18 protein-coding genes are annotated in these 20368 nt (G+C 65.2%); 14 read left to right on the top strand and 4 right to left on the bottom strand.

Annotation, left to right across the window (positions count from 1 at the left end):
- Positions 1 to 36 precede the first annotated feature (36 nt).
- A complete protein-coding gene (locus ACH196_RS10050; RefSeq protein ID WP_396646748.1) occupies positions 37 to 783 on the bottom strand; it encodes a class I SAM-dependent methyltransferase in 747 nt (248 codons plus the stop codon).
- Positions 784 to 1095: 312 nt separating this feature from the next.
- On the opposite strand from ACH196_RS10050, the gene ACH196_RS10045 reads away from it, so the two are divergent.
- Positions 1096 to 1923: a phytanoyl-CoA dioxygenase family protein gene (locus tag ACH196_RS10045; RefSeq protein WP_396646747.1), complete on the top strand. Its 828-nt coding sequence runs from the start codon at positions 1096 to 1098 to the stop codon at positions 1921 to 1923.
- 143 nt (positions 1924 to 2066) lie between these two features.
- On the opposite strand, the gene ACH196_RS10040 is transcribed toward ACH196_RS10045, so the two are convergent.
- Positions 2067 to 2933 (bottom strand): phytanoyl-CoA dioxygenase family protein, encoded by an 867-nt coding sequence (locus ACH196_RS10040; protein WP_396646746.1) that lies wholly within the window; start codon positions 2931 to 2933, stop codon positions 2067 to 2069.
- A gap of 95 nt (positions 2934 to 3028) precedes the next feature.
- Here ACH196_RS10040 and ACH196_RS10035 point away from each other — a divergent pair, with 95 nt between their 5' ends.
- The 8 genes from ACH196_RS10035 to ACH196_RS10000 are packed head-to-tail and all read left to right on the top strand — an operon-like array spanning position 3029 to position 12291.
- The gene (locus ACH196_RS10035) at positions 3029 to 4291 is read left to right on the top strand and encodes a polysaccharide pyruvyl transferase family protein (RefSeq protein WP_396646745.1); all 1263 of its coding nucleotides are present in this window, start codon (positions 3029 to 3031) and stop codon (positions 4289 to 4291) included.
- A gap of 21 nt (positions 4292 to 4312) precedes the next feature.
- On the top strand, positions 4313 to 4600 hold the full coding sequence (locus tag ACH196_RS10030) for an acyl carrier protein (RefSeq protein ID WP_396646744.1): 288 nt from the start codon (positions 4313 to 4315) through the stop codon (positions 4598 to 4600).
- An 8-nt stretch (positions 4601 to 4608) separates the two neighbouring features.
- Entirely contained in the window at positions 4609 to 5517 is a 909-nt protein-coding gene (locus ACH196_RS10025; RefSeq protein ID WP_396646743.1) for a glycosyltransferase family 2 protein, read from the top strand.
- Positions 5514 to 7232 (top strand): fatty acyl-AMP ligase, encoded by a 1719-nt coding sequence (locus tag ACH196_RS10020; RefSeq protein ID WP_396646742.1) that lies wholly within the window; start codon positions 5514 to 5516, stop codon positions 7230 to 7232. Before ACH196_RS10025 ends, ACH196_RS10020 begins: the two co-directional genes overlap by 4 nt.
- Positions 7229 to 8530 carry a polysaccharide pyruvyl transferase family protein gene (locus tag ACH196_RS10015; protein ID WP_396646741.1) on the top strand — a complete coding sequence of 434 codons (1302 nt, stop codon included), beginning with the start codon at positions 7229 to 7231 and terminating at the stop codon, positions 8528 to 8530. The genes ACH196_RS10020 and ACH196_RS10015 overlap by 4 nt, the downstream gene beginning before the upstream one ends.
- Entirely contained in the window at positions 8527 to 9705 is a 1179-nt protein-coding gene (locus ACH196_RS10010; protein WP_396646740.1) for a cytochrome P450, read from the top strand. Before ACH196_RS10015 ends, ACH196_RS10010 begins: the two co-directional genes overlap by 4 nt.
- Positions 9702 to 10583 (top strand): glycosyltransferase family A protein, encoded by an 882-nt coding sequence (locus ACH196_RS10005; RefSeq protein WP_396646739.1) that lies wholly within the window; start codon positions 9702 to 9704, stop codon positions 10581 to 10583. The genes ACH196_RS10010 and ACH196_RS10005 overlap by 4 nt, the downstream gene beginning before the upstream one ends.
- 22 nt (positions 10584 to 10605) lie before the next feature.
- Positions 10606 to 12291: a tetratricopeptide repeat protein gene (locus ACH196_RS10000; RefSeq protein WP_396646738.1), complete on the top strand. Its 1686-nt coding sequence runs from the start codon at positions 10606 to 10608 to the stop codon at positions 12289 to 12291.
- 78 nt (positions 12292 to 12369) lie between these two features.
- Here the strand turns inward: ACH196_RS10000 and ACH196_RS09995 are convergent, their stop codons facing one another.
- Positions 12370 to 13017 (bottom strand): class I SAM-dependent methyltransferase, encoded by a 648-nt coding sequence (locus ACH196_RS09995; RefSeq protein WP_396646737.1) that lies wholly within the window; start codon positions 13015 to 13017, stop codon positions 12370 to 12372.
- Between the two features lie 216 nt (positions 13018 to 13233).
- Here ACH196_RS09995 and ACH196_RS09990 point away from each other — a divergent pair, with 216 nt between their 5' ends.
- The 5 genes from ACH196_RS09990 to ACH196_RS09970 all read left to right on the top strand — a co-directional run bounded on the left by ACH196_RS09990 (position 13234) and on the right by ACH196_RS09970 (position 16907).
- Entirely contained in the window at positions 13234 to 13476 is a 243-nt protein-coding gene (locus ACH196_RS09990) for a hypothetical protein (protein ID WP_396646736.1), read from the top strand.
- Positions 13477 to 13566: 90 nt separating this feature from the next.
- The gene (locus tag ACH196_RS09985) at positions 13567 to 13839 is read left to right on the top strand and encodes a hypothetical protein (protein WP_396646735.1); all 273 of its coding nucleotides are present in this window, start codon (positions 13567 to 13569) and stop codon (positions 13837 to 13839) included.
- Between the two features lie 93 nt (positions 13840 to 13932).
- Positions 13933 to 14598 (top strand): class I SAM-dependent methyltransferase, encoded by a 666-nt coding sequence (locus ACH196_RS09980; protein WP_396646734.1) that lies wholly within the window; start codon positions 13933 to 13935, stop codon positions 14596 to 14598.
- On the top strand, positions 14598 to 16211 hold the full coding sequence (locus tag ACH196_RS09975) for a polysaccharide pyruvyl transferase family protein (protein WP_396646733.1): 1614 nt from the start codon (positions 14598 to 14600) through the stop codon (positions 16209 to 16211). The genes ACH196_RS09980 and ACH196_RS09975 overlap by 1 nt, the downstream gene beginning before the upstream one ends.
- Positions 16212 to 16475: 264 nt before the next feature.
- The gene (locus ACH196_RS09970; protein WP_396646732.1) at positions 16476 to 16907 is read left to right on the top strand and encodes a hypothetical protein; all 432 of its coding nucleotides are present in this window, start codon (positions 16476 to 16478) and stop codon (positions 16905 to 16907) included.
- A 138-nt stretch (positions 16908 to 17045) separates the two neighbouring features.
- Here the strand turns inward: ACH196_RS09970 and ACH196_RS09965 are convergent, their stop codons facing one another.
- Positions 17046 to 19877 carry a glycosyltransferase gene (locus ACH196_RS09965; RefSeq protein WP_396646731.1) on the bottom strand — a complete coding sequence of 944 codons (2832 nt, stop codon included), beginning with the start codon at positions 19875 to 19877 and terminating at the stop codon, positions 17046 to 17048.
- Positions 19878 to 20368 lie beyond the last annotated feature (491 nt).

Genomic DNA, 20368 nt, shown 5'->3' with positions numbered 1-20368 from the left:
CGGCTTCTGGCTTTGCCGAAAGGTCAGGAATGAACGTCAGGCGCGACGGGAAACGAACGTCAGTTGCCTTGGAAACCCGGGAGCCGGGCTATAGTAGGAAATCTCGGTCGGGAAGCCGATTTCGCCGAGCTTGCCCAGCACGTCAGAGCCAAAATCGGTGTAGACCAGAGACCGCCCACCGGCGGTGCCGTTGCCGTGATACACGGCAGGCAGGAGGAGAACGTCGGTATCCGAGCTCGTATCGACGCGCGAAACCGAATCGGCACGGAGGGGGTCGTTTGCCGGAATGGAAAAGATATGACGTCCGCCTGGCTTCAAAACCCTTCGTACCTCGGCGAATGCCTGAAACGGCCTGCGGACATGCTCGAAAACGTCGGAAGTAACAACAAGGTCGAATGACTCGTCGTCATAGGTAAGTCGTTCAAGATTTTGGCAGACCATTCCGTCCCTTTTGGCACCTTCGGGCACGTCTTCCCAATAGAATGACTGTTCGTAATTGCTCACGCTGCGAAACAACTTTCTGAATGGCCCGACAATACCGGGCTCATATAATCTGATGTGCCGGAACATTTCCGATTCGATCAAGGCTTTGATCGAAGACACGCCTTCCGCCGCGTACTCCCTCAAAGCCGCATCAGCTTGCGCCCGATAGCGGAGCGAACCGCGGCACGAAGAGCACAGAAACGTCTCCCGTGTCCTGAAATTTTCTCTTTTGAAGAGGTTCGAAGCTCCGCATATGTTGCACTCGCCCTCGTATTCCTCCGTGACAACCGAAGTATCCAATCCGTTTCTCCGTTCCCTACGAATTCATCCGCACGATGGGCAAACTCCGATCCCTCGTTGTCGCGCATGCCTGTGGTCGGCAGTCCAGGGGCACCGGGCGCCCCCACACCTTCCACAACATGAACCGTGTCCCCAAGGATCGCAACGTGCTTTGAACACCTAGGTGGGCGTTGACTTGCACACGCTTTCGCCCAAAAAAGCTATGCTGCGGTTTTGTCGGATCATGACAATCTGAAGGTCTCCGAAGGCCTGGACGGGAGCGACCCCGTTCTTGCCGCACGAGTCGAGGCTTGAATTCGAGATGACGTGTTGATGAGCATCGACCCTTCGCTGACCGCCAGATACCAGCAGGACGGCGCGGTGTTCCCGATCCGCGTGCTGTCGGGCGAGGAAGCGGCCGACCGGCTGCTTCGCATCGAGGAGATGGAACGGAAGCGGGCGGGCCGGCTGCCGCCGACGCTGAACTTCAAGCCGCATCTGCTGGTGCCGTGGCTTTGGGATCTCGTCACCGATCCGCGGGTCGTTGCACCGGTGGCCGACGTACTTGGTCCCGATGTACTGTGCTGGGCCTCGAGCTTCTTCGACAAACGTCCGGGCGAGCCGAGCGAGGTTCCCTGGCACCAGGACGCAACCTATTGGGGATTGTCGGCTCCTCATGCGCTGACGGCATGGATCGCCTTTACGCCGTCGACGCGAACGAATGGAGGGCTGCAGGTCGTTTACGGCAGCCACACTCGGCAGCACGAGCACGGCCCGTCGGCCTCCAAGAACAATCTGCTGGCGGGCGGCGAGGAAATCCGTGTCGATGTCGACGAGGACGACGCGGTTCACGTCGATCTGACTCCCGGAGAGATGTCGCTCCATCATCTGCTGCTGATTCACGGGTCGAAGCCGAACACGTCCGGCACGCGCCGCCTCGGTTTCGCCGTCCGCTACATCGCGGGCGATCTGACGCAAATCGGCTCCATGAGAGGATCGGCAACCCTGGTCAGCGGACGGGATCACGGAACCTTCGATCTGGAGCGGGCGCCCGCGAGCGAGTTCGCCCCCGAAGCAGTCCGCCATCACGCCGAGAGCCTTCGGCGTTGGATGAGCATCGTGTATCCCGCCGTGAAACGGAGCCACGAGGCGCAAGCCTGATGGCATCGAACAAAAGACCTGGCGTGACTTTCGCGGGAACGCGGCGTGGCTGCACGGAGCAAAGGGATCGGACCGGCCACGACTTTCGGTCCGGAGCGATGCCGGCAGGCGTTGCCGAGGCGCCCGTGCATCCCGCTCGATGGCTACACGGAAGGATCGAGCTTTTGCCCCTCTTGGAGCGCACCGCCGCTGGTTCGAGCAGTTTCCGCCGCATCGCCGAAGATCACGCTCATGCCACGCCGCAGCACCATGCGATGCCGCTTCACCGCCTCGGGGTGGAACTCGCCCTCAGGCTGTTGTTCGAGAACGAAGGTGCCGTGATCGCGGCCCCTCACCAGCGTGGCGGAATTCTCCAGCCCGTCGAGCTGGCGGATGCTGGCTGGAATGTAGCGGATGGCGAAGCCGACGCGCGGACCGCTCGACAGGTTCGGCTCGGAGCCGTGAATGATGAGCGGGTGATGGATCGACATTTCACCGGGCCGCAGCACGATGTCGACAGCTTTTTCCTCGTCGATGTCGGCGACCACCTGCTCGCGGCGGCCCAGCATGTTGTTCGGGTCCTCCGGGTGATCGTGCGCAAGTTGCACTTGATGCGTTCCGGGCACCGCGCGTACGCAGCCGTTGCTGCGGTCGCTCGGCGACAGCGCCACCCAGGCCGTCACCGCCTCGGGCGAAGACAGTTTCCAATGCGTGGCATCCTGGTGCCAGGTGACGTAACGGCCGTCTCCGCCGTGCTTGGTGATGAAGCTCGTGCCCCAGCACAATATGTCCGGTCCGAGCACCTCCTCGACCACATCCAGCACGCGGGGATCGTGGACCAGATCCCAGAGCCATGGCACCAGCAGATGCGTCTTGGCGTTGAACGCCTTGGGCAGGCGTCCGCCTCTTGCGGCCACCATCGCCTCATAATTGCTCAGATATCGGGCCGCCTCTTCTGCTTTCAGTACGGGGATCGGGAACACGAGGCCGTCGCGTTCGAACCGGGCTTTCATCGCCTCGTCAGGTCGCATGCTTTTTTCCATTCCTCGCGCGCCCGCCGCGGCCGCAATGTTTCGATGCCGATCATGCCCGCGCCCGCGCCGGCCAGCAACAAGGCGATGCCATCATGACCCGGTCGGGCGAGCGGCGCGTGCTGATCACCGGCATGTTCGACATGCAGAATTACGGCGACCTGCTGTTTCCGCTCGTGGCGCGGCAACGGCTCGCCCGGCACGGCATCGAGATCGTGCCCGTCGCGCCGACCGGCCGGTCGCCGGGCCTGGCCGACGCAATCGCTCCCATCCCGGCCGCCAGGATGCTTTCCGGCGAGGAGGAATTCGACGCCGTGCTCATCGGCGGCGGTTATCTCATCCACAATCACCCGATGACCTTTCTCACCGAATACATCAATGACGAGGTTAGCGACTGGGCGTCCGCCGCGCTCTGGCTGGGTGCGACGCTCGCCGCCGCCCTGGCCGATGTGCCGGTCTTGTGGAATGCGCCCGGCGTTCCGCATCTTCTCGGCCGGGGCGTGCATCCCCTGGCGATGTCGGCCGTGCGGGCCGCCAGCTATGTTTCGTTGCGCGACCGCGGCGCCGCCGAGCTGCTTTCCCCGCCGCCGGACCTGCCCGTCGCCATCGTTCCCGATACCATCGCCGGGCTAGGCGCCTTGTGGTCAAGGCAGCAGCTTGAAGCCGCTTACCAAGGATTCCTTGAGCGCAAGGGCGCGGACCGGACGGCGCGCTACATGACCCTTCATTTGCGCGACCGGTCGGTCGCCGGCCTCGACATGGCGGTTCTCGCGGAGAGGATCGACGCTTTCGCGCAAGAGCACCGCCTGACCCCGCTCCTCGTCGCCGTCGGCCGCAATCATGACGACCCGAAGACCGCGAACCGGCTGGCCAGGCATCTGGAGCAGCCTCATGTCTTGCTGGATGATCCGCTGAGCCTGTGCGAGATGACGGCGGTTTTCGCGCATTCGGCGCTCTATGTCGGCGCGTCGCTGCACGGATATGTGGCTTGCGTGGCGCACCAGGTTCCGTCCGTCCTCGTGGCGCGGCCCGCCTATCGCAAGTTCGCCGGTTTTCTCGAACACACCGGGCGATCGGAAGACATGGCGCGCGACTGGGATGCTGCTCTTGAGAAGGCGGCGGCGAAGCCCGCCGGATACGCGCCGCCGATTTCCGCCGAGGTTCTCGCTCGGCTCGATGAGCATTGGGCGCGCATCCTTGAGGGGGTCAACGAACCCGACCGCGGCGCCGCCGGGCGTCGCGACTTCCTGCGCGACGTGCTGCGAATGGGACTCGACAACAGGGGGCCGAGTTGGGCACTTGCACCATTCCTCAGCCCATCGGGAACGAAATCGCTGCGGCGCGACGTAACCGCTTGAAACCAAGAAGGAGGCAAGTCCTTGGCCACGACATTGCAGGACATCGACGGCGATATTTTGCGCGCTTGGATGATCCAGTACATCACCACGGTGCTCGACCTGCCGGAAGGCAAGCTCGATACGTCGGAAAGTTTCACGACCTACGGCCTCGATTCGGTCGAGGCGGTGGTGATGGCGGGCGTGATGGAGGAGGAATTCCGCGTGCAGGTCGATCCCATGCTCTTCTTCGAGCACCACACCATCGATGATTTCGTCCAGACCTACGCAAAGCCGTCCGAGCAATCCCTGACGGGCGAGAAAACCGGCTGAGCGCACCGATGCATCCCGACCTCTCGCTGGTTGTCGTCTGCTACGAAATGGCCCGCGAATTGCCGCGGACGCTTCTATCGCTTTCGCCCGCCTACCAGCGCGGCGTCTCGTCTGGAAACTACGAGGTCATCGTCGTCGATAACGGATCGACCGAGCCTCCCGATGCAAGGCAGTTCGCGGACCTCGGACTGACGCTGCGCGTTTTGCGATGCCGTAGCGCTTCGCCCTCACCCGTCGCGGCGCTCAACGAAGGATTGGCCGCGGCGCGTGGAGCACTTGTCGGCGCCTGGATCGACGGCGCCCGGCTTGCGTCGCCGGGCCTGCTTCACGCTGCGACGATGGCGACCTCGCTTCACTCCCGGCCCATCGTTGCGACGACCAACTACCAGCTCGGCTTCCAGCGGCAGCATCTGAGCGCCGCCGAAGGTTATGATCGCACGCGGGAAGACGAATTGCTCCGTTCGATCGACTGGCCGCGCGACGGCTACCGACTGTTCGAGGTAGCGACGCCCGAGATGAAAAATCCGCCCTTCGGCCCGATGCTGGAAAGCAACGCGCTGTTCATGCCGAAAAGCCTTTGGGACGAACTCGGCGGCTATGATCCCGCATTCACCGAGCCCGGCGGCGGCATGGTCAATCCGGACACGCTGACACGGGCTTGTGCGCTGCCGGAAACCCAGCTCATCCGCATCATGGGCGAAGCGACGTTCCACCAGATCCACGGCGGCATGACGACGAGCAGCGCGGCGTTGGCGCTCAAAACTTTGGACGAAGGCAGCCGCTTCTATCTGCGGCTTCGCGGGCAGCCGCTGAAGCCGGTCAGAAAGCTGGGATGGGTTTTCGACGCGTCGAAAAATGCCGTCCTGATGACCGGCGGAGGGCCGGGTGAGGTTGCCGCGGGAGCGGGCGGGCGATGACCGGCGCGCCCGCCGCTTCCCTGCTTTCGATGCTGCGCGACCATGCGCAACGCGACGGCGCGCGCCCCGCTTTGTCTTTTCTCGTCCGCGGCGAAGAGGTCAGCGACGAAGCCACATACGGCGCGCTTCACGAGGCCGCGGCGATCGTGGCCGGCAACCTCGCGGCCGCCAGCCTGGCCCCCGGCCCCTTATTGCTCGCCCTGCCCCAGGGGCTCGATTTCGTCCGCTGCTTCTTCGGTTGCGTCTATGCCGGCGCCATCGCCATCCCGACGCCGGGACTGAACGACCCTCGCGCAGCGCAGCGTATCGCCGGCATCGTCGAGGCCGCCCGTCCCGCCGCCGTCATCGCGCCGTCGGAAGCCTTTGAAAGCCGCGGCTGGTCAAGCCTGCGCGAGCGTCATCCCGAGGTGGCATTCCTGAGCGCCGGCGACCTGCTGCGCGGCAATGTAGCTAAGGACCTTCGCAATCCTCCGCCCGACGACGTGGCTTTCCTGCAGTTCACCTCCGGTTCCACGAGCCGGCCGAAGGGCGTCGCCATCACGCATCGCAACATCATGGCCAACCTGGCCATGATCAAGGCCGCCTTCGGGCAGGTCGCAAGCGACAGCACGGTCAGTTGGCTGCCGCTGCATCACGACATGGGCCTCATCGGCTGCGTGCTGGAACCGCTCTATCTCGGCGCGCAGGCGATCCTCATGGCGCCGATCGCCTTTCTCCAGCGCCCGGCGCGCTGGCTGAAGGCGATGGCGCGCTACGGCGCGACGACGGCCGGCGCGCCGAACTTCGCCTATGAATTCTGTGCGCGCATGATCACCGACGACCAGATCCCGGAGGTCGACCTGTCCAGATGGCGGCTCGCGTTCTGCGGCTCCGAGCCCATCCGTGCGGCGACGCTGGCCGGCTTCGCGCAGCGCTTCCGGTCGCATGGTTTCAACGAAAAGGCGTTCTATCCCTGCTACGGCCTTGCCGAGGCGACGCTTTTCGTCACCGGCGGCCGTCCCGGAACCGGGGTGCGCGAGCGCAAGATCGTGCGAAACGGCAGCGCTCCCGTGTCCGTGGTTTCCTGCGGGATGCCGCGCGATGGCGCCTCGGTGCTGCTGCTCCAGCCGGATGCCGGCCGTCCCGTGCCGCCGGGCGAGATCGGCGAGATCGCGGTGAGCGGCGACCAGGTCAGCCCGGGTTTCTGGGATCCGGATGCCGGCGGTGTCGAGCCGGACCTGGACCGCACGGTCGCTGTCGCCGGCCGCTCCTACCTGCGAACGGGCGACCTCGGGGCAATCGTCGAAGGCGAACTTCACGTCGTCGGGCGGCTGAAGAACATGGCCATCATCCGTGGTGCGAACATCTACGCCGAAGACGTGGAACTCACGGTCAGGGAACTGCCTGAAGCCGCGCAGCTCGGCGCCGTCGCCGCTTTGCCGGTGGCGGCCGACCCTACGGTCACCGAAGGTCTGGCGATCGTGTGCGAGGCTGGCCGCGCGGGTGCATCCGTCGATCCCGAGCCGCTTCTCGAACGGCTGGCCGGCGCCGTCGCGGATGCGCACGGCTTCCTGCCGCACGACCTCTTTCTCGTGCCCGCGGGCGCCATCGAGCGCACGCTGAGCGGCAAGCTGCAGCGCGCCCGTACGGCGGAACGCCTTGCAAAGGGCGAACTCCCCGTGCTGGCCCGCTTCACGCCCCGCCGGCCGGTGTCTTCGCCGCGGGAAAACGCATGACGTCTTCCGGCTCCGATACCCGGCCGCAGCGCCGGCGCACCGCGCTGATCTCGGGCACGTTCGACGTGGGCAATTTCGGCGACCTGCTGTTCCCGATCGTCGCGGCCCATCGCCTGCGTCCGTTCGGATGGGATGTCCTGGCCGCATCGCCGACCGATGGAGCGTCCGGTCTGCAAGACGCGGCGCCAAGCATCGCGCTCGCGTCCGCGATCGGTGGCGGCGGACTCGACGCCGTGCTGATCGGCGGCGGCGAGATTGTCCACGCCTTCCCGGCCGACTTCGTCGCCGAATATGTCCGGGCCGGGCAAGCGAACCAGGCCTATCCCGCTCTTTGGTACGGCACCACGTTCGTGGCTTCCCTTTTGGACGTTCCGATCGCCTGGAACGCCCCGGGCGCTCCCGCGCCGTTTTCCCCGACCATTCGGGAGGCCGCGCTCGATCCGGCGCTGGCGGCTGCCGACTACGTATCGGTTCGCGACGAAGCGAGCCTCCGCTTTCTCCAGCCGGAAGGCGGCACGGCCGCCCAGGTTCCCGATACGGTCGCCGATCTCGGCAACGTGTGGCCGGCGGCCTCGCTGGCTGCGGACCTTCACGCGCTGCGCCAGAGAAAAGGTATCACCTCCGACGACTCATTGTTCGCGGTGCAGGCGAGACCCGGCGGGCTCGGCAATGTTTCGCCCGAGGCATTGGCGGCGATGATAACCGACTTCGCGCGGCCGCGCGGCCTGACACCGCTGCTTCTGTCGCTCGGCCCATCCCTCGGCGATGTCGAGGTTCTGCGCCAGCTTTCCAGGGCCATGCCGATCCGCCATGTCCTGCTCGACGATCCGGCGGGCCTGCGCGAAATGGCGGCGGCCATCGCAGGCGCCCGTCTCTATGTCGGCAATTCCATGCACGGCTATGTCGCGGCCGCCTGCTATGGCACGCCCGGCGTGATCGTGGCGCGGCCTGCATTCCATAAGTTCGTCGGCTTCGCCCGTCAGATCGACGCAGCCGACGACGTAGCGCGGAACTGGCCGGACGCCCTGGAGCGTGCCGCCCTGCGCATAAACACCTCGGCAAACCTCGGCAGTTCGGTCGCGTCCGCCCTCGATCGCCACTGGGAGCAGATCGTCAGGGCGATCGACGATCCGGAACCCGGCCGGGCACGGCGGGTCGGGTTTTTGAGGCGAGCCGTCACAAACAGTTTGGGCCGGAACGGCTTCGACGCACTGCTCGCGCCGCTTGTCAACGACCGCGTCGAGAGGCTATGGCGGACGCCGACCGCAAGCAAGGCGGCGGCGGGGACAGGCGCATGAACGCCTTCGTCACAGGTGGCGCGCCAGCGCTCCAACGCACCTGGATCGTGCCCCGGCACGGGCCGCTCACACCGGCGCCGGGGGGCGACTCGTGGTTCGTGACGCGCTATGCCGACGCCATGTCTGTCCTGCGCAATCCGCTTGTCGGGCCGACCGAGCCCTGGACTGCGATCGCACGCGTCGGGCAGCGCGCCGGACGCGACTTTTCCGGGCTGGCGAACCTGCTTCAGGGCATGCTGTTCAGCCCCAACGACCCCGATCACCCGGGCCTCCGGACGCTCGTGCGCAAGGCACTCGCCCAGTCGGCTCCGGCCTTCGCCCCGGAGGTCGTGTCGGCGGTCGTACGCGACCGGCTCGCCGCCACGCGCCGGGCCGGCCAGGTCGAGGCGATGGAAGACATCTGCCGCGCCATTCCCACCGCCGTCATGGCCAATGCGCTCGGCATCTCGGCGAATACGATCAAGGCGATCCGCAAGGCTTCGCTCTCGATCTTCCCGGTTTACGCGCGCGCTTTGCCGCTTACGGTGCTGGCCGAACTGGAGGCCGACGCGGTCGCTGCGGAAAGCGCGATCCTGGACGAGTTGTCCAGAGCCGAAGGCGCGCTGGCGGCGTTGGCAGAGCTCAACCATGCAGGCTTCGGCTTCCCGACCCGGACCCTGGCGCGGTACGTGTTCTTTCTGGTGCTGGCGGGCGTGGAAACGCTGACCGGGCTGTTCGGCAACATGATCCTCCTGCTGCATCTCAACCCCGGCGCGCGCGCGGCAGTTGCCGCCGACCGGCAGTTGGTCTCGCCCTTCGTCGAGGAGGCGGTGCGCTATGCCGGCCCGATGCGGCAGGCCGCGCCCCGCCTCGCAATGGCGGATACGACGGTGGGCGACCATCCCGTCAAGAAAGGCGACATGCTGCTGGTCGACCTCGAGCAGGCGCATCACGACCCCGCCGCCTTCGAGCAGCCGCAGCGGTTCGACATCAGCCGTCAAGGACCGCCGAACATCGCCTTCGGCGTCGGCGCGCATGCTTGTCTCGGCGCCGCCCTCGGCCGTCTCGAAGCCAGGATCTTTCTCGACGCCATGCTGGACGAAGCGCCGATGGTGCCGGTGAAGCCGGAGCTGGAATGGGAACGGCACGTTTCCTTCCGTCGCCTGCAGCGGCTGGACGTGACGTTCGCGACATGAGCGAACGCGCGGATGGAGGACTCGCGGCCAGCCTCGTGCTCGTCTGCTATCAGATGCAGCGCGAACTGCCGCGAACGCTCGTCTCGCTGTCGCCGCCCTACCAGCGCGGCATCGCGCCTTCGGACTACGAGATCATCATCGTCGACAATGGCTCGGTCCCTCCTGTCGACCCCGAGACGTTGGCCGGGCAGGGGCTCGATGTCATCGTCGAGACCGTGGACAACCCCACAGTCTCCCCCGCGCCGGCGATCAATCGCGGCCTGCGGCTTGCGCGCGCGCCTTTGATCGGGCTTTGGGTCGATGCTGCCCGGATGGCCTCGCCCGGCCTGGTAAGCGCCTGCGTCGAAGCGGTCCGCCTGCATCCCCGACCGGTGATCGCGACCTTCAATTATCATCTCGGCCGCAGGCTCCAGTATTTCAGCGCCGCCGAAGAGCATACGCGGGAAGCGGAGGACGCGCTGCTGGACTCGATCGGCTGGCCGCAAAACGGCGAGCGCCTGTTCGAAATCTCCACGCTCGACGCCAAGGGCGGAGTGACCGGACCCATGATCGAGAGCTGCGCGCTGTTCATGCCGCGCGCGCTCTGGGACGAACTCGGCGGCGCCGACGAAGCGTTCGTCAGCCCGGGTGGCGGCGCGGTCAACCCAGACATGTTCATTCGCGCCTGTGAACTGCCGGATGTCCAATTGATCCGGATTCTCGGGCAAGGTACGTTTCACCAGGTGCATGGCGGCGTATCGACGAGCGGCGGCGGCGGCCTGATGGAGGCTGGCAAGGCGATGAGCCGCGAATATTTTCGCATCCGGGGGCGGCCTTTTTCAGCGGTGCGGACGCTCGGCTGGCTGTACGACCCGGCCAGCAAGACCGTCCAGCGATGAAATTCCGCGCCGACATGGAATCATGAATTTGACCAGTTCTGCTCCAGACGAAACCGCCGCCCTCGTCGAGCTGGTCCGTGGCCCGATCACGCCCGACATCGAGCAGCGGCTGAACCACGCCATCGGGCAGCGGCCGCGTGACATCAGGCTGAAATTCGCGCAGGGCGACCTGCTGGCGAAGACCGGCCGAACCGATCAGGCTTTGGAGATGTTGCGCGGGTTGAAGGAGGCGCATCCGGCCAACCCGTGGGTGGCGTTGCGCATCGTTCGCGTTCTTCTCGCCAAGGGTGAAACAGAGGAGGCCGCCGCGACCTTTGTCGCCGGCGTCTGGAACTCGACGCTTGCGGAGGCGGAAACCGTCGGCGCGCTGTCAGACATCGCGTCGGCGTTGCGAGGCTACGCCGCGCGGCGGGCCTTTCTGACGAGCCTTCTCGCCGAAAACGCCTCCGACCGCTTCGTCCTGGTCAAGCTCGGATCGCTCGCTTTCCGGGAAGGCGACCGCGCGGAGGCGACGCGCCTGTTCGACGCCGCCGCGGCGCTGGGGCCGCTCCCTGCCGAGGCCGGCCCCTTGCACCTGGAACTGCTGATGGTGTCCGGCCGCGCCAACGACGCGCTCGCGGCAGCACTCGAGATCCTGCGCGCCCGCCCCGATCGCCTCGACGTGGCGCGTCGGGCCATCCTCGCCGCGCGGCTCGCCCGGCGAACAGATGTCCTCGTCCCATTGCTGCGAGACGCGCTCGAGCGCTGGCCGAACGACTGGCTGCTGGTGTTCCGGTACAACCGCGCCCTTTGCCCTTTCGATCTCGACCACGCCCTGTTCCAGAAGCTCGGAACGCATGCGGACGCTCTTGCCGCGGACGACCGGTGGATGTTCCAGTTTGCGCTGGCCTGCCTGCGGCACAAAGACACCGGCCGTGCCCTGGCGATCCTGCGGCGGCTCAGGCCGGAAAGCCCGGTGGCGCATATGTCGGAGCCACTGCTGGCGGCGCTGGGTTCGCGGCCGGACGAGGCATGGTGCAATCCGCGCGGCGTTTCCAACGATCCGGCCGAAGACGTGCAGCTTCGCCGCGTCCCCGATGCGCGCGCGACGCTGATCGTGCTCGCCGGCGTGCAGGGCGGCCTCGGCTACCTCCCCTATTCGCATGCCGACGTGCTTGTGACTTCCCTGCCGGCCAATGTCATCTACCTCAAGGACCGGCGCGAACTCGCTTTCACGGGTGGTGTCGCGAGCCTCGGACCGGACGAGGCGGCGACGGTCGCGGCACTGAAAGACATGCTTGCGCAACTCGGTGGCGTGCCCACGATTACGCTCGGTGCATCGCTTGGCGGTGCGAGCGCTGTCCGGCTCGGCTCCCTTATCGGCGCCAAGGCTGCCTTGTCCTTCGCCGGGCCTCTGCAATGGAGCGCGGCGGGGACCGGCGACGACGACAGCGAAGTCAGCCGCTCCAGGCTGCGCAACGCCATGTATTCGGCCTTTACCAACGTGGAAACCAGCCTTGTCGACATGATCGCCGCGTCTCCGGCAACCGAGGTCCACCATTTCTACGGCGAAGGCCATCAGATAGACGCTCAGGTCGTGGAGACCCTGCGTGACCTGCCCAATTTCCGGCGTCATGGCGTGAGCGGCTGCGATCATCACTACGTCATGTCGCATTTGATCGCGACGGGAGCGTTCGACCTGTTTCTGCGGCAACTCATCGAAGGCTGACACCGCGCAACGCTCCGGAATATGACGGCCGCCCCGGCGGGTTCCGCCTCGGCGGAAATGCTGCATGTCGTTGTCCGATCAGCCGTTCAGGACAAACCAGCGCCTGGGCCCGAAAGCCGAAAAATACTGCGGCTCCACCATCGTGACGCGCGAGCAGCCGGCATCCGCGAAGAAGCGCAGGATGCTGTCCTGGTCGAACCAGAAGCTGAACGCATCGCCGTGGGATGAGTAGACCTGGCCTTGTTCGCGGCAGAAGGCTCCCGAATAGCCCCCTTCGACCGTGGTTGGCTGGAAGCGGTCGGCCTCGACTTCGGGAATGCGGGAAGCGTCATAGATTTCGGTGTCGATCACCATCGCGCGCCCGGCGCAGCGCGCGAGCAGATCCCGCTGGTCCGCAAAGGGCAGATGATAGAGCACGCCGATGCAGGCGACGACGTCGAAGCCGGACATGTCATCGACGTCGCGCAAATCCTTCTGGATGAAGACGAACTCGTCATCCTTGAAGCCGGGTCCGGATCCAGAGGAACTTTGGCCAGCCTCGATGTCCGCCGTCGTCCACGGCATCCTGGCGTCAACAGCCGTCACCGAAAAGCCGTGGCGGTTCGCGATCCGCGCGAACAGGCCGGGACCCGCGCCGAGATCGACAAGGCGCCTTCCCTCAGCCTGCGGCCAGGCATCGGAGAGCAGCCAGCGGAACGTCCTCAATCGCAGCGGAAGCTGACCCAAAGGTGAAACGAGGGGCTCCGGTTCGTTCATCCGAAACGGCGCTTGCAGACGGGTCAAAGTGATTTCAGTCATGCCAAGTCAGCTACGGACGATCGGCGCTGCACGCAAGATGCCGACGCGAGCGAACCCATCGAAAGGATCGCAAACGACCGCCGCTTCCGGTATTGGTACCATAGCGCAAATGTCAGCAAGAGGACTGCCAACCAAGGGGCCACGATGAGCGAGCTTATTATCTACATCAGCCCAAGCCTTGTCGCGACTTTGCTCAATCGAGAGAGAGCCAAGGGAAGCCCGCTGACAGAGGAGGAGGTCATCCAAATTCGCGATAGCTGTCCGGCGATCGCGCTCACCCAGGAAGACGCTCGGCGAGTGGACGAGTCGCGAGGCTACCTCGATATTGATCCGGAGAATTGTTGGGAAGAATGGCAGCGCGTTCGATTGGAACTTGCCGAAGATTAAGGATTAGCCGGGGCGGAATTTCAAACTGACCCACTACCCGACCATGCGCGGTCCTTACAAAAAGCGGACGGCCTGATAGGATGACGGCCCATGGCCGCACAAACCGCTCTTCCCCCTCTTGTGATCTACAATACAACCAATGTGGTTATGGAAATCTCGGTGGAGATTAATCCCGATCGCTATCTTCTTAAACCAGGTGAAGAGATGATGATCGAGGCCGACCCCGAGGGAGTCCCTTTTACCATCCAGCCCTTCGATGGCGGATTGCAAATTTATCCAGGAAACACAGCCGGTGCTGCGGTTATGATCGACGGGAAGCTGGTTCAGCCCGATTGGGATACGCCCCGCGTGATTTCAAACTGACCCACTACCCCGCTTCCCATCGGGTTGACAGCCTCTCTTCGGCTGCCTTAGTCGAATGAAAGGATTCACGGCGATCAGGCGGGTTGGAAGATCATGTTGGAGAAACTTACCGACCCGGCCAATTTCCACATTTCCAAGCCGAACGAGCACGCGCTCAATCTCCTGACGCAGGTTCTGGCGCAGAATCCCGACCCGGTTCTGTGCGAGGTCGGCATCGGCATCGGCGCCACCACCTCGGCGATCTGCCGGCTGCTCGACAATCGAGGCGAGTTCCACCTTTTCGACTATTCGAGCCGGCTGGACGATCTGAAACCCGATCTCGACGGGCTCGGTTTCCATAACGTCGTCTATCACGGCAACACGCGCCGAAAACTCGACAGCTACAATTGGGCGCTGGCGAAGATGCTGCAGGCCCGCCGTGCTTCCGGAGGGCCGGCGCCGGTCTTCGATTTCGCCTTCCTCGATGGCGGCCACGCCTTTCACCACGACGCGCCGGCCGCGATGCTGCTGAAGGAACTGCTCAAGCCGGGCGGCATCATCCTGTTCGACGACTACGACTGGTCCTTCGCCGTCTCGCCGACCCTGAGGCCCTCCGTATATCCCGGCATTCTCGAACTCTACACGGAAGACCAGATCGAGACCGCGCATGTCCAGCTGATCTGCGATCTCTTCATGGACCATGACGAGGACTATACGAAGCTCGACATCGGCTACGCCAAGCGCGAGCACCGCCGCGCGTACCGAAAACGAAGTGCGTAATGAACCGCTTACCGACGGACGGCGTCGCCCTTTTCGGAACGTTCGACGTCGCTAACTATGGCGATCTGCTTTTCCCCCACGTCGCCGCCCATCTGCTCGGCATGTCGCCCGGCGATCTGCGCTGTTATTCCCCACGCGGCGGCGCGCTGGACTGGGAAGACACCGTCGTGGCCCGCGCCGTCACGGCGTTCAGCCAAGACCCGCCGCCGTCGCTGTGCCTGATCGGCGGCGGCAACATCATCCATGCGAACCCGACGCCGCTGCCCGATTACGCCGGCGCTTTCGCGGATCCCCGCTTCACCTATGCCTCGCTCTGGCTCGGCGCCTCCATCCTCGCGGCGCGCACCGGCGCGGCCCTCGCCTGGAATGCGCCGGGCGTGCCCGCGCCTCTGGAAGGGGCGTGGGCTCGCCGCCTGCGCGACCTGGCTCTGGGCGCCGCCGACTACCTCTCGGTCCGCGACGAGGCGAGCCGGGTCTACCTCAGCGGCGGCAGGTTCGATATTGACGTCCTGCCCGACACCGTCCTGAAGCTCGGCGCGGTGTGGCCGGCGGCCGCGCTCCGGGATCAGGCGCGGACCGCATTCGAAATCCGCGGCATGGCTGTGCCGGAGCGCTGGATCGTTTTTCACCTCAACGACCGCTATATCGGTTCCGGCCTCCCCGCCGCCTGCACCGTCGCGGGACGCATCGCAGCCTCCCTCGGCGCCATGCCGGTGCTGGCGGCCATCGGCCCTTGCCACGGCGACGATGCCCTGGCTCGCGAGGCATCCTCCCTGTTCGAGGGCGACGTACTGGTGGTCGACCGGCCGCGCGGATTAAAGGAGATCGCCGGCCTCATCGCCCACGCGCAGGCCTATGTGGGTTCCTCCATGCACGGGCTGATCACCGCGCTCGCCTATCGACGGCCCGGAATCGCCATCGCCCGCACGCGCATGGTCAAGTTCCTGGGCTTGCTCGAACAGTTCGGCGAACCCTACCGCTTGCAGGAAAGCTGGGAGGATGCAGAGCGTGCGGCCACGACGTTGCTCCAGCCCCTGCCGCCGCCGCTGCTCGACAGGCTCGACGCGGCCGACGGGCTGATCGACGATCACGGTACTCGGCTCGGTCGGTTGATGACCTCTCAGCCCGCGCCGTCCGCCGTCGAGGGCCGCGCCGCCCTGCGCTCCGCCGTTTCCTCCGCCGATGCTCCCTTCGGGGAATGGACCAGCCTGAATCAAGCGCTGACCGAAGACGTGGCCGCGGCCGACGATCCGGATCGGGTAGCCCAATCGATCGCCGCCGCTTTGCGCGTATCCGTCGACGTCGATCTGGGCGCCCGCATCGCCGCCGCCCTGGCCCGCTGGCCGAACAGCCTTCGGCTTGCCTTGCTTGACGCCGAATGGCTGGAGCGTTCGGGCGATGCGGCATCGGCCCGTGCGCGCCTCGCCCGCCTGCAGGCGCAACATCCCGGTAACCCCTGGCCCGTGGTCAGGCTGGTCCGATTGCTTGCCGCGCAAGGTGAGTTCGATAACGCGCGCACGCTCTATGAGGCCAATCTGCAATCCCTGACGCTCACGCCCGCGTTGCACCGGGAACTGACCGGTTCCTTTTCGCCGGATACGCCGTCAGGCTGATGGCTGCAGCAGGAGGCGGTTCCGAGGCGTCGGTTGCCCAAAATGCCCCGGGAGCTTTACGAGCCGCCGACTTGGCGTCGGCTCCACCCGGGAGCCTTACCGGTGGCCGGAATGATCGACCGTCAATAGGATATCGGAGACGTTCGCTCCAAGCCGCGGGCTTCCCCTCTTTCATGCGATGCAATGCGCGCCGACAGGGGATAGGAAAAAATACCTTGATCTTTCTCTCGTCTCTGCTATCATGCGCGTCGAATGGAGGCTGGAGTGGACAGGACCGAACGCCAGGACGAGCAGGAGAGGCTGAAGAGCATCGCGGTGATGCTGCTTCGGCTGGCCATTCTGGCCGAACTGCTCTGCGTCCTGCCGCTCCCGCTCCGCTTTCTGCTGCTGCCGCTCATGCGCTATTGCGAGGCCGTCGCACGCAGTTTGGCTGCCGAGATGGCCGGCGGCGCGCTGGCCATGCCTTCGGCAGCGTTTCCGGGGCCGGATTGCGACAACTGCGCCCAGGCTTTGCGGCTTGCCCGCTGCCTGCGCGCGCTGGCCTTGGTCTTCGCCGGCTTGCACGCGGGGTGGCTGTTTCGCGGCGGGCCGGGCGGACGTCTAACACGACACGCGCCAATGCTCGGATGGGACCAGTTCGCGACGGCGCGGTGCGTGATGGCCCTCCGCGCGGCGGGTCGCATCGATACGTCGTGACCGCCGGATGCGGGTTCAAGGTCCTGGAGGTTCGAACGCCTTGCGCCATGCGCTTGGCGATGCAGGCCGTGGTGTTTTATCCATCCACTTCAGGATCAGACCAACGCCGACAACGGTCGATCGTCATGGCCGTCGGTATCACATTTTCAGCGCCTGCTTGCAGAGATCGAGCATATCGGCCACCCGCTTGGGCCAGGAGATGGGCCAAAGCTCCTCGACCGAGCGCGGCTGGTGCGGTCCGGTGAAGGCGCGCCGCGCCACGGCCGAATCCAGCCTGGAAAGGAAGTCCGCCGGATCAGCGGCGATGTCGATGCGGCCCCGCAGGTCGTCCATATTGGCGACATCGGTCGCCACCACCGGCAAACCGAGCGCCACATAGACATAAAGCTTCAGCGGATTCATCCGCTCGCTGACGGCGTTGTGAAGGTGCGGCATGATGGCCACGTCGAAGCAGCGCATGAACGCCACGGCCTCGTCATAGACCTTCGGCCCGAGCAGTCGCAGGTTCGGGTGGCGGCGCAGGCTGAGAATGTCGGTGGTGCCATGTGCCGAACCAATCACGACAAAGGTCCAGGACGAACGCCGGCCGATAAGATCGTCCAGCAGCGTAACGTCCACGCGCGAGCGCAGGTTGCCGACATAGCCGATGATCGGCCCCTCGATGCCTTCGAGTTCGCGGGGGCGGCGGCCGCCTGCCGCATAGAACTCGCAGGCGTTCGGCACGACATGGATTTGCGCCGGGCTCAACGGCGTGAACGCCTCCCCCACCGCTCCGCAATTGGCGAAGACGAGATCGGCCTGCGCCAGCGTCTGGCGATAGACAGCTTCCGCTTCATCGGCTCGCTCCTGGTCGCGCGCCATCACGCGCTGGTCGTCGACTAGGTCGACCACGCTGAGGTCGAAGCCGAGACCTTCGGCGATGTCGGCATACATCGGCGCAACCGGCCAGGCCCAACCGACGACGTTGCCACTGCAATGGCGGGCAATCGTATCGGCGACATAGTTTTGGTAATCCTCGTTCCTCGGCAGGCCGCGCCCGAGATAGCTGACGCCCGGTTCCCGCCCGTAGACGAAGGTCCGCTTCACCAGACCCGGCTCATCGTCGATCTCGAGGAAGCGGCGGGCGGTGGCGTCGGCGATCAGCTTGCCGTGGTGGTAGGCCGATTCGGCGCCCGCACGCTCCTCGTTGCGCAGGCGGTCCACCCGCACCGGCGCATCGAACTGGACGATTGTGCCGACATGTTCGCTCTGGCGCAGATATTTCAGCAACATGTCGTGGCGCCGGCCATAGATGCCCGTGTCATTCTGCTTCCAGAAGCAGACCAGATCGATCGGTCGCCTCCGACGCACGGCCGGGGCCGTAATGCCACCTTTGCGCGCCCAGACGGGAGGATCCTCCGGCAACGCCGAACCGAAACGGCGATTGATCTCGCGGAAGAGGCGCGTCCACTCATCGTTCCATGTCACCGGCCGCGACAGCGCCCGCGAGAAGGCGCGCTCGATCCGAGCGCAGTTCACGCCGTAGCTGAACTCGGCGTCGAATCCGTCGAGGCGGCGCTGCCGATCTGCCGGGGTGTCCCGCCCTTCGGCGACGGCGAGCAGCCAGGCCTCGACGTCGTCGTCGCCGGCAACCGGCGTGACAAGCCCCTGCGCTATCGCGTCCGCCACCGACGCAATCGGCGACATCGCCACCGGAATGCCAAGCGCCAGCGCGTCGGACAGTTTCGCAGGCGTCTGGAACTCCGAGATCGGCGATTCCTTGTCCTGCAGCAGGCAAACACCGTCCGCCGATTGAAGCAGATCCGACAACTCCGAAAACGGCAGGTCGGGCAGGAATTTGACCCGCGCCTTCGTGAAGGCATTCAGTTCGCGCGCAAAACCGCGGTCGTGGATGGTGCCGGCGACGACGAGCAGCAGGCGCGGATCGGCAAGCCTGTCCAGCGCGGCGAGCAAACGCCCCAGGCCCTTGTGGCGCCGGGGCGTGCCGGCGAAGAGGACGACACGATCCTCGTGCGCCAACTGCAGTTTGGAGCGAACGCGCTGACGGCGGGCCGGATCGGGGCAGAAAACGGTCTCGTCGCGCGCATGCCGAACCAGGAGACCGCCGAAGCGATCAGCCAGCGTCTTGTTCGCGACGGTCCGATCCTCGAATGTCGGTATCAGCCCTTCCGCGATCCCCGTCCAGAATGCGCCGTTCGGAGCGTCGAGATCGGCCGGCGCCTCCCCCGCGGCGGCCAGCTCTTCGAGACGGGCCGTCGTGGTTCCCTCGGGAAAGAAAGCGGTTTCGCGGTCGTCGAGGTCGAGCACGACAGGGCACGCCAAGCGGTGCTTCAGAAGCAACGCCATCAGCATGCCGGGGAAGCGGTATTTGGAGAGGTGGACGATGTCGCAGGTGGCGCTGTCCACGAACGCCTGAACGGCGGGCAGGAACTCGCCCATGGGCGCGCCGGGCAGGCTGCGCACCGGCAGGTTCGTGTCCCGGAGCGGCGCCCAGATCCCCTGGCCCGGCCTGGTGAAGGCCGAGCCGAGGATTTCCACGCCATGCCGGCGCGCGATCATGTCGGCGAGGGTGTGGGCACGGCCGAACGGATTGTCGCCGACTTCCCATGTGACGACCGCCGCGCGCAGTTGCGCGGGCGCCGATCCGCCGCTTGGCCAGGGACGCCGCACCGGCACTGTGGTTTTCGCGACGGGCAGCGATGCCACCGAGACGACGATCCGCGAGATCGTGAAAACCGGCGTGCCCGCCCTGAATCGGAGCGACACGATATGCTCGGCCTCTCGCAGCGGCCAGGAAACCGCAGCCTCAACCCTCAGTTCATCCGCGCCCTCCTCGCGCAGAATGGTGTCGAACAGACGTAAGAGCGGGGCCTGGCGTCCCGCCTTGTTCACCCGGAACAGGGCGATCTCCGCCAAGGCCTTCCGCAAATGCTGGCGCTCTTGCGAATAGACCGAGACGGACAGTTGCAACGACGCACCGACGGCCTCGATCGGAATCGGAAGGCCCGCTTCCAAAAGAAGATTTTTTGCTTCCGATGGAACGGAAATCTCCAGCCCTCGCCGTGAACTGGACAAAGTGGCTCGAAACCCGGCATCCTGTGTCTTGATGCCCCAGCCGCTTACTGAGAGATTTTCTCCTCCAGAATCCTCAATATCATTATTTTCATCGAAGGACGTTGATATTGTGCTCATAGGCCCGCTGGAATTACTCAGTTGTTCTCTTAATGACAGTAATAATTATTCGCGTTTCGGCTGAATTTCGGGAAAATAGGGGATCTGTGCCCCAGAAGGGAAAATGCGTAACGAAGCTGCGGAATCAAAGACTTGAGTTTCATCGGCATGAATGGCTTTGCCGCACAGGCTCTTGAGTTTGGTTGAAAATAGCGAGAATCATCTTGCCGTCGAGTCCCGGGTCCATCGGCAATCTGTTGAGGCCGCTTCACGCGGGGCTGCCGCATCAC

The organism is Mesorhizobium sp. IMUNJ 23232 (genome assembly GCF_044326205.1).
Classification (GTDB): Bacteria; Pseudomonadota; Alphaproteobacteria; order Rhizobiales; family Rhizobiaceae; genus Kumtagia.
Note: the sequence above shows the minus strand (reverse complement) of the source record. Positions and strands in the feature narration are given on the sequence as shown.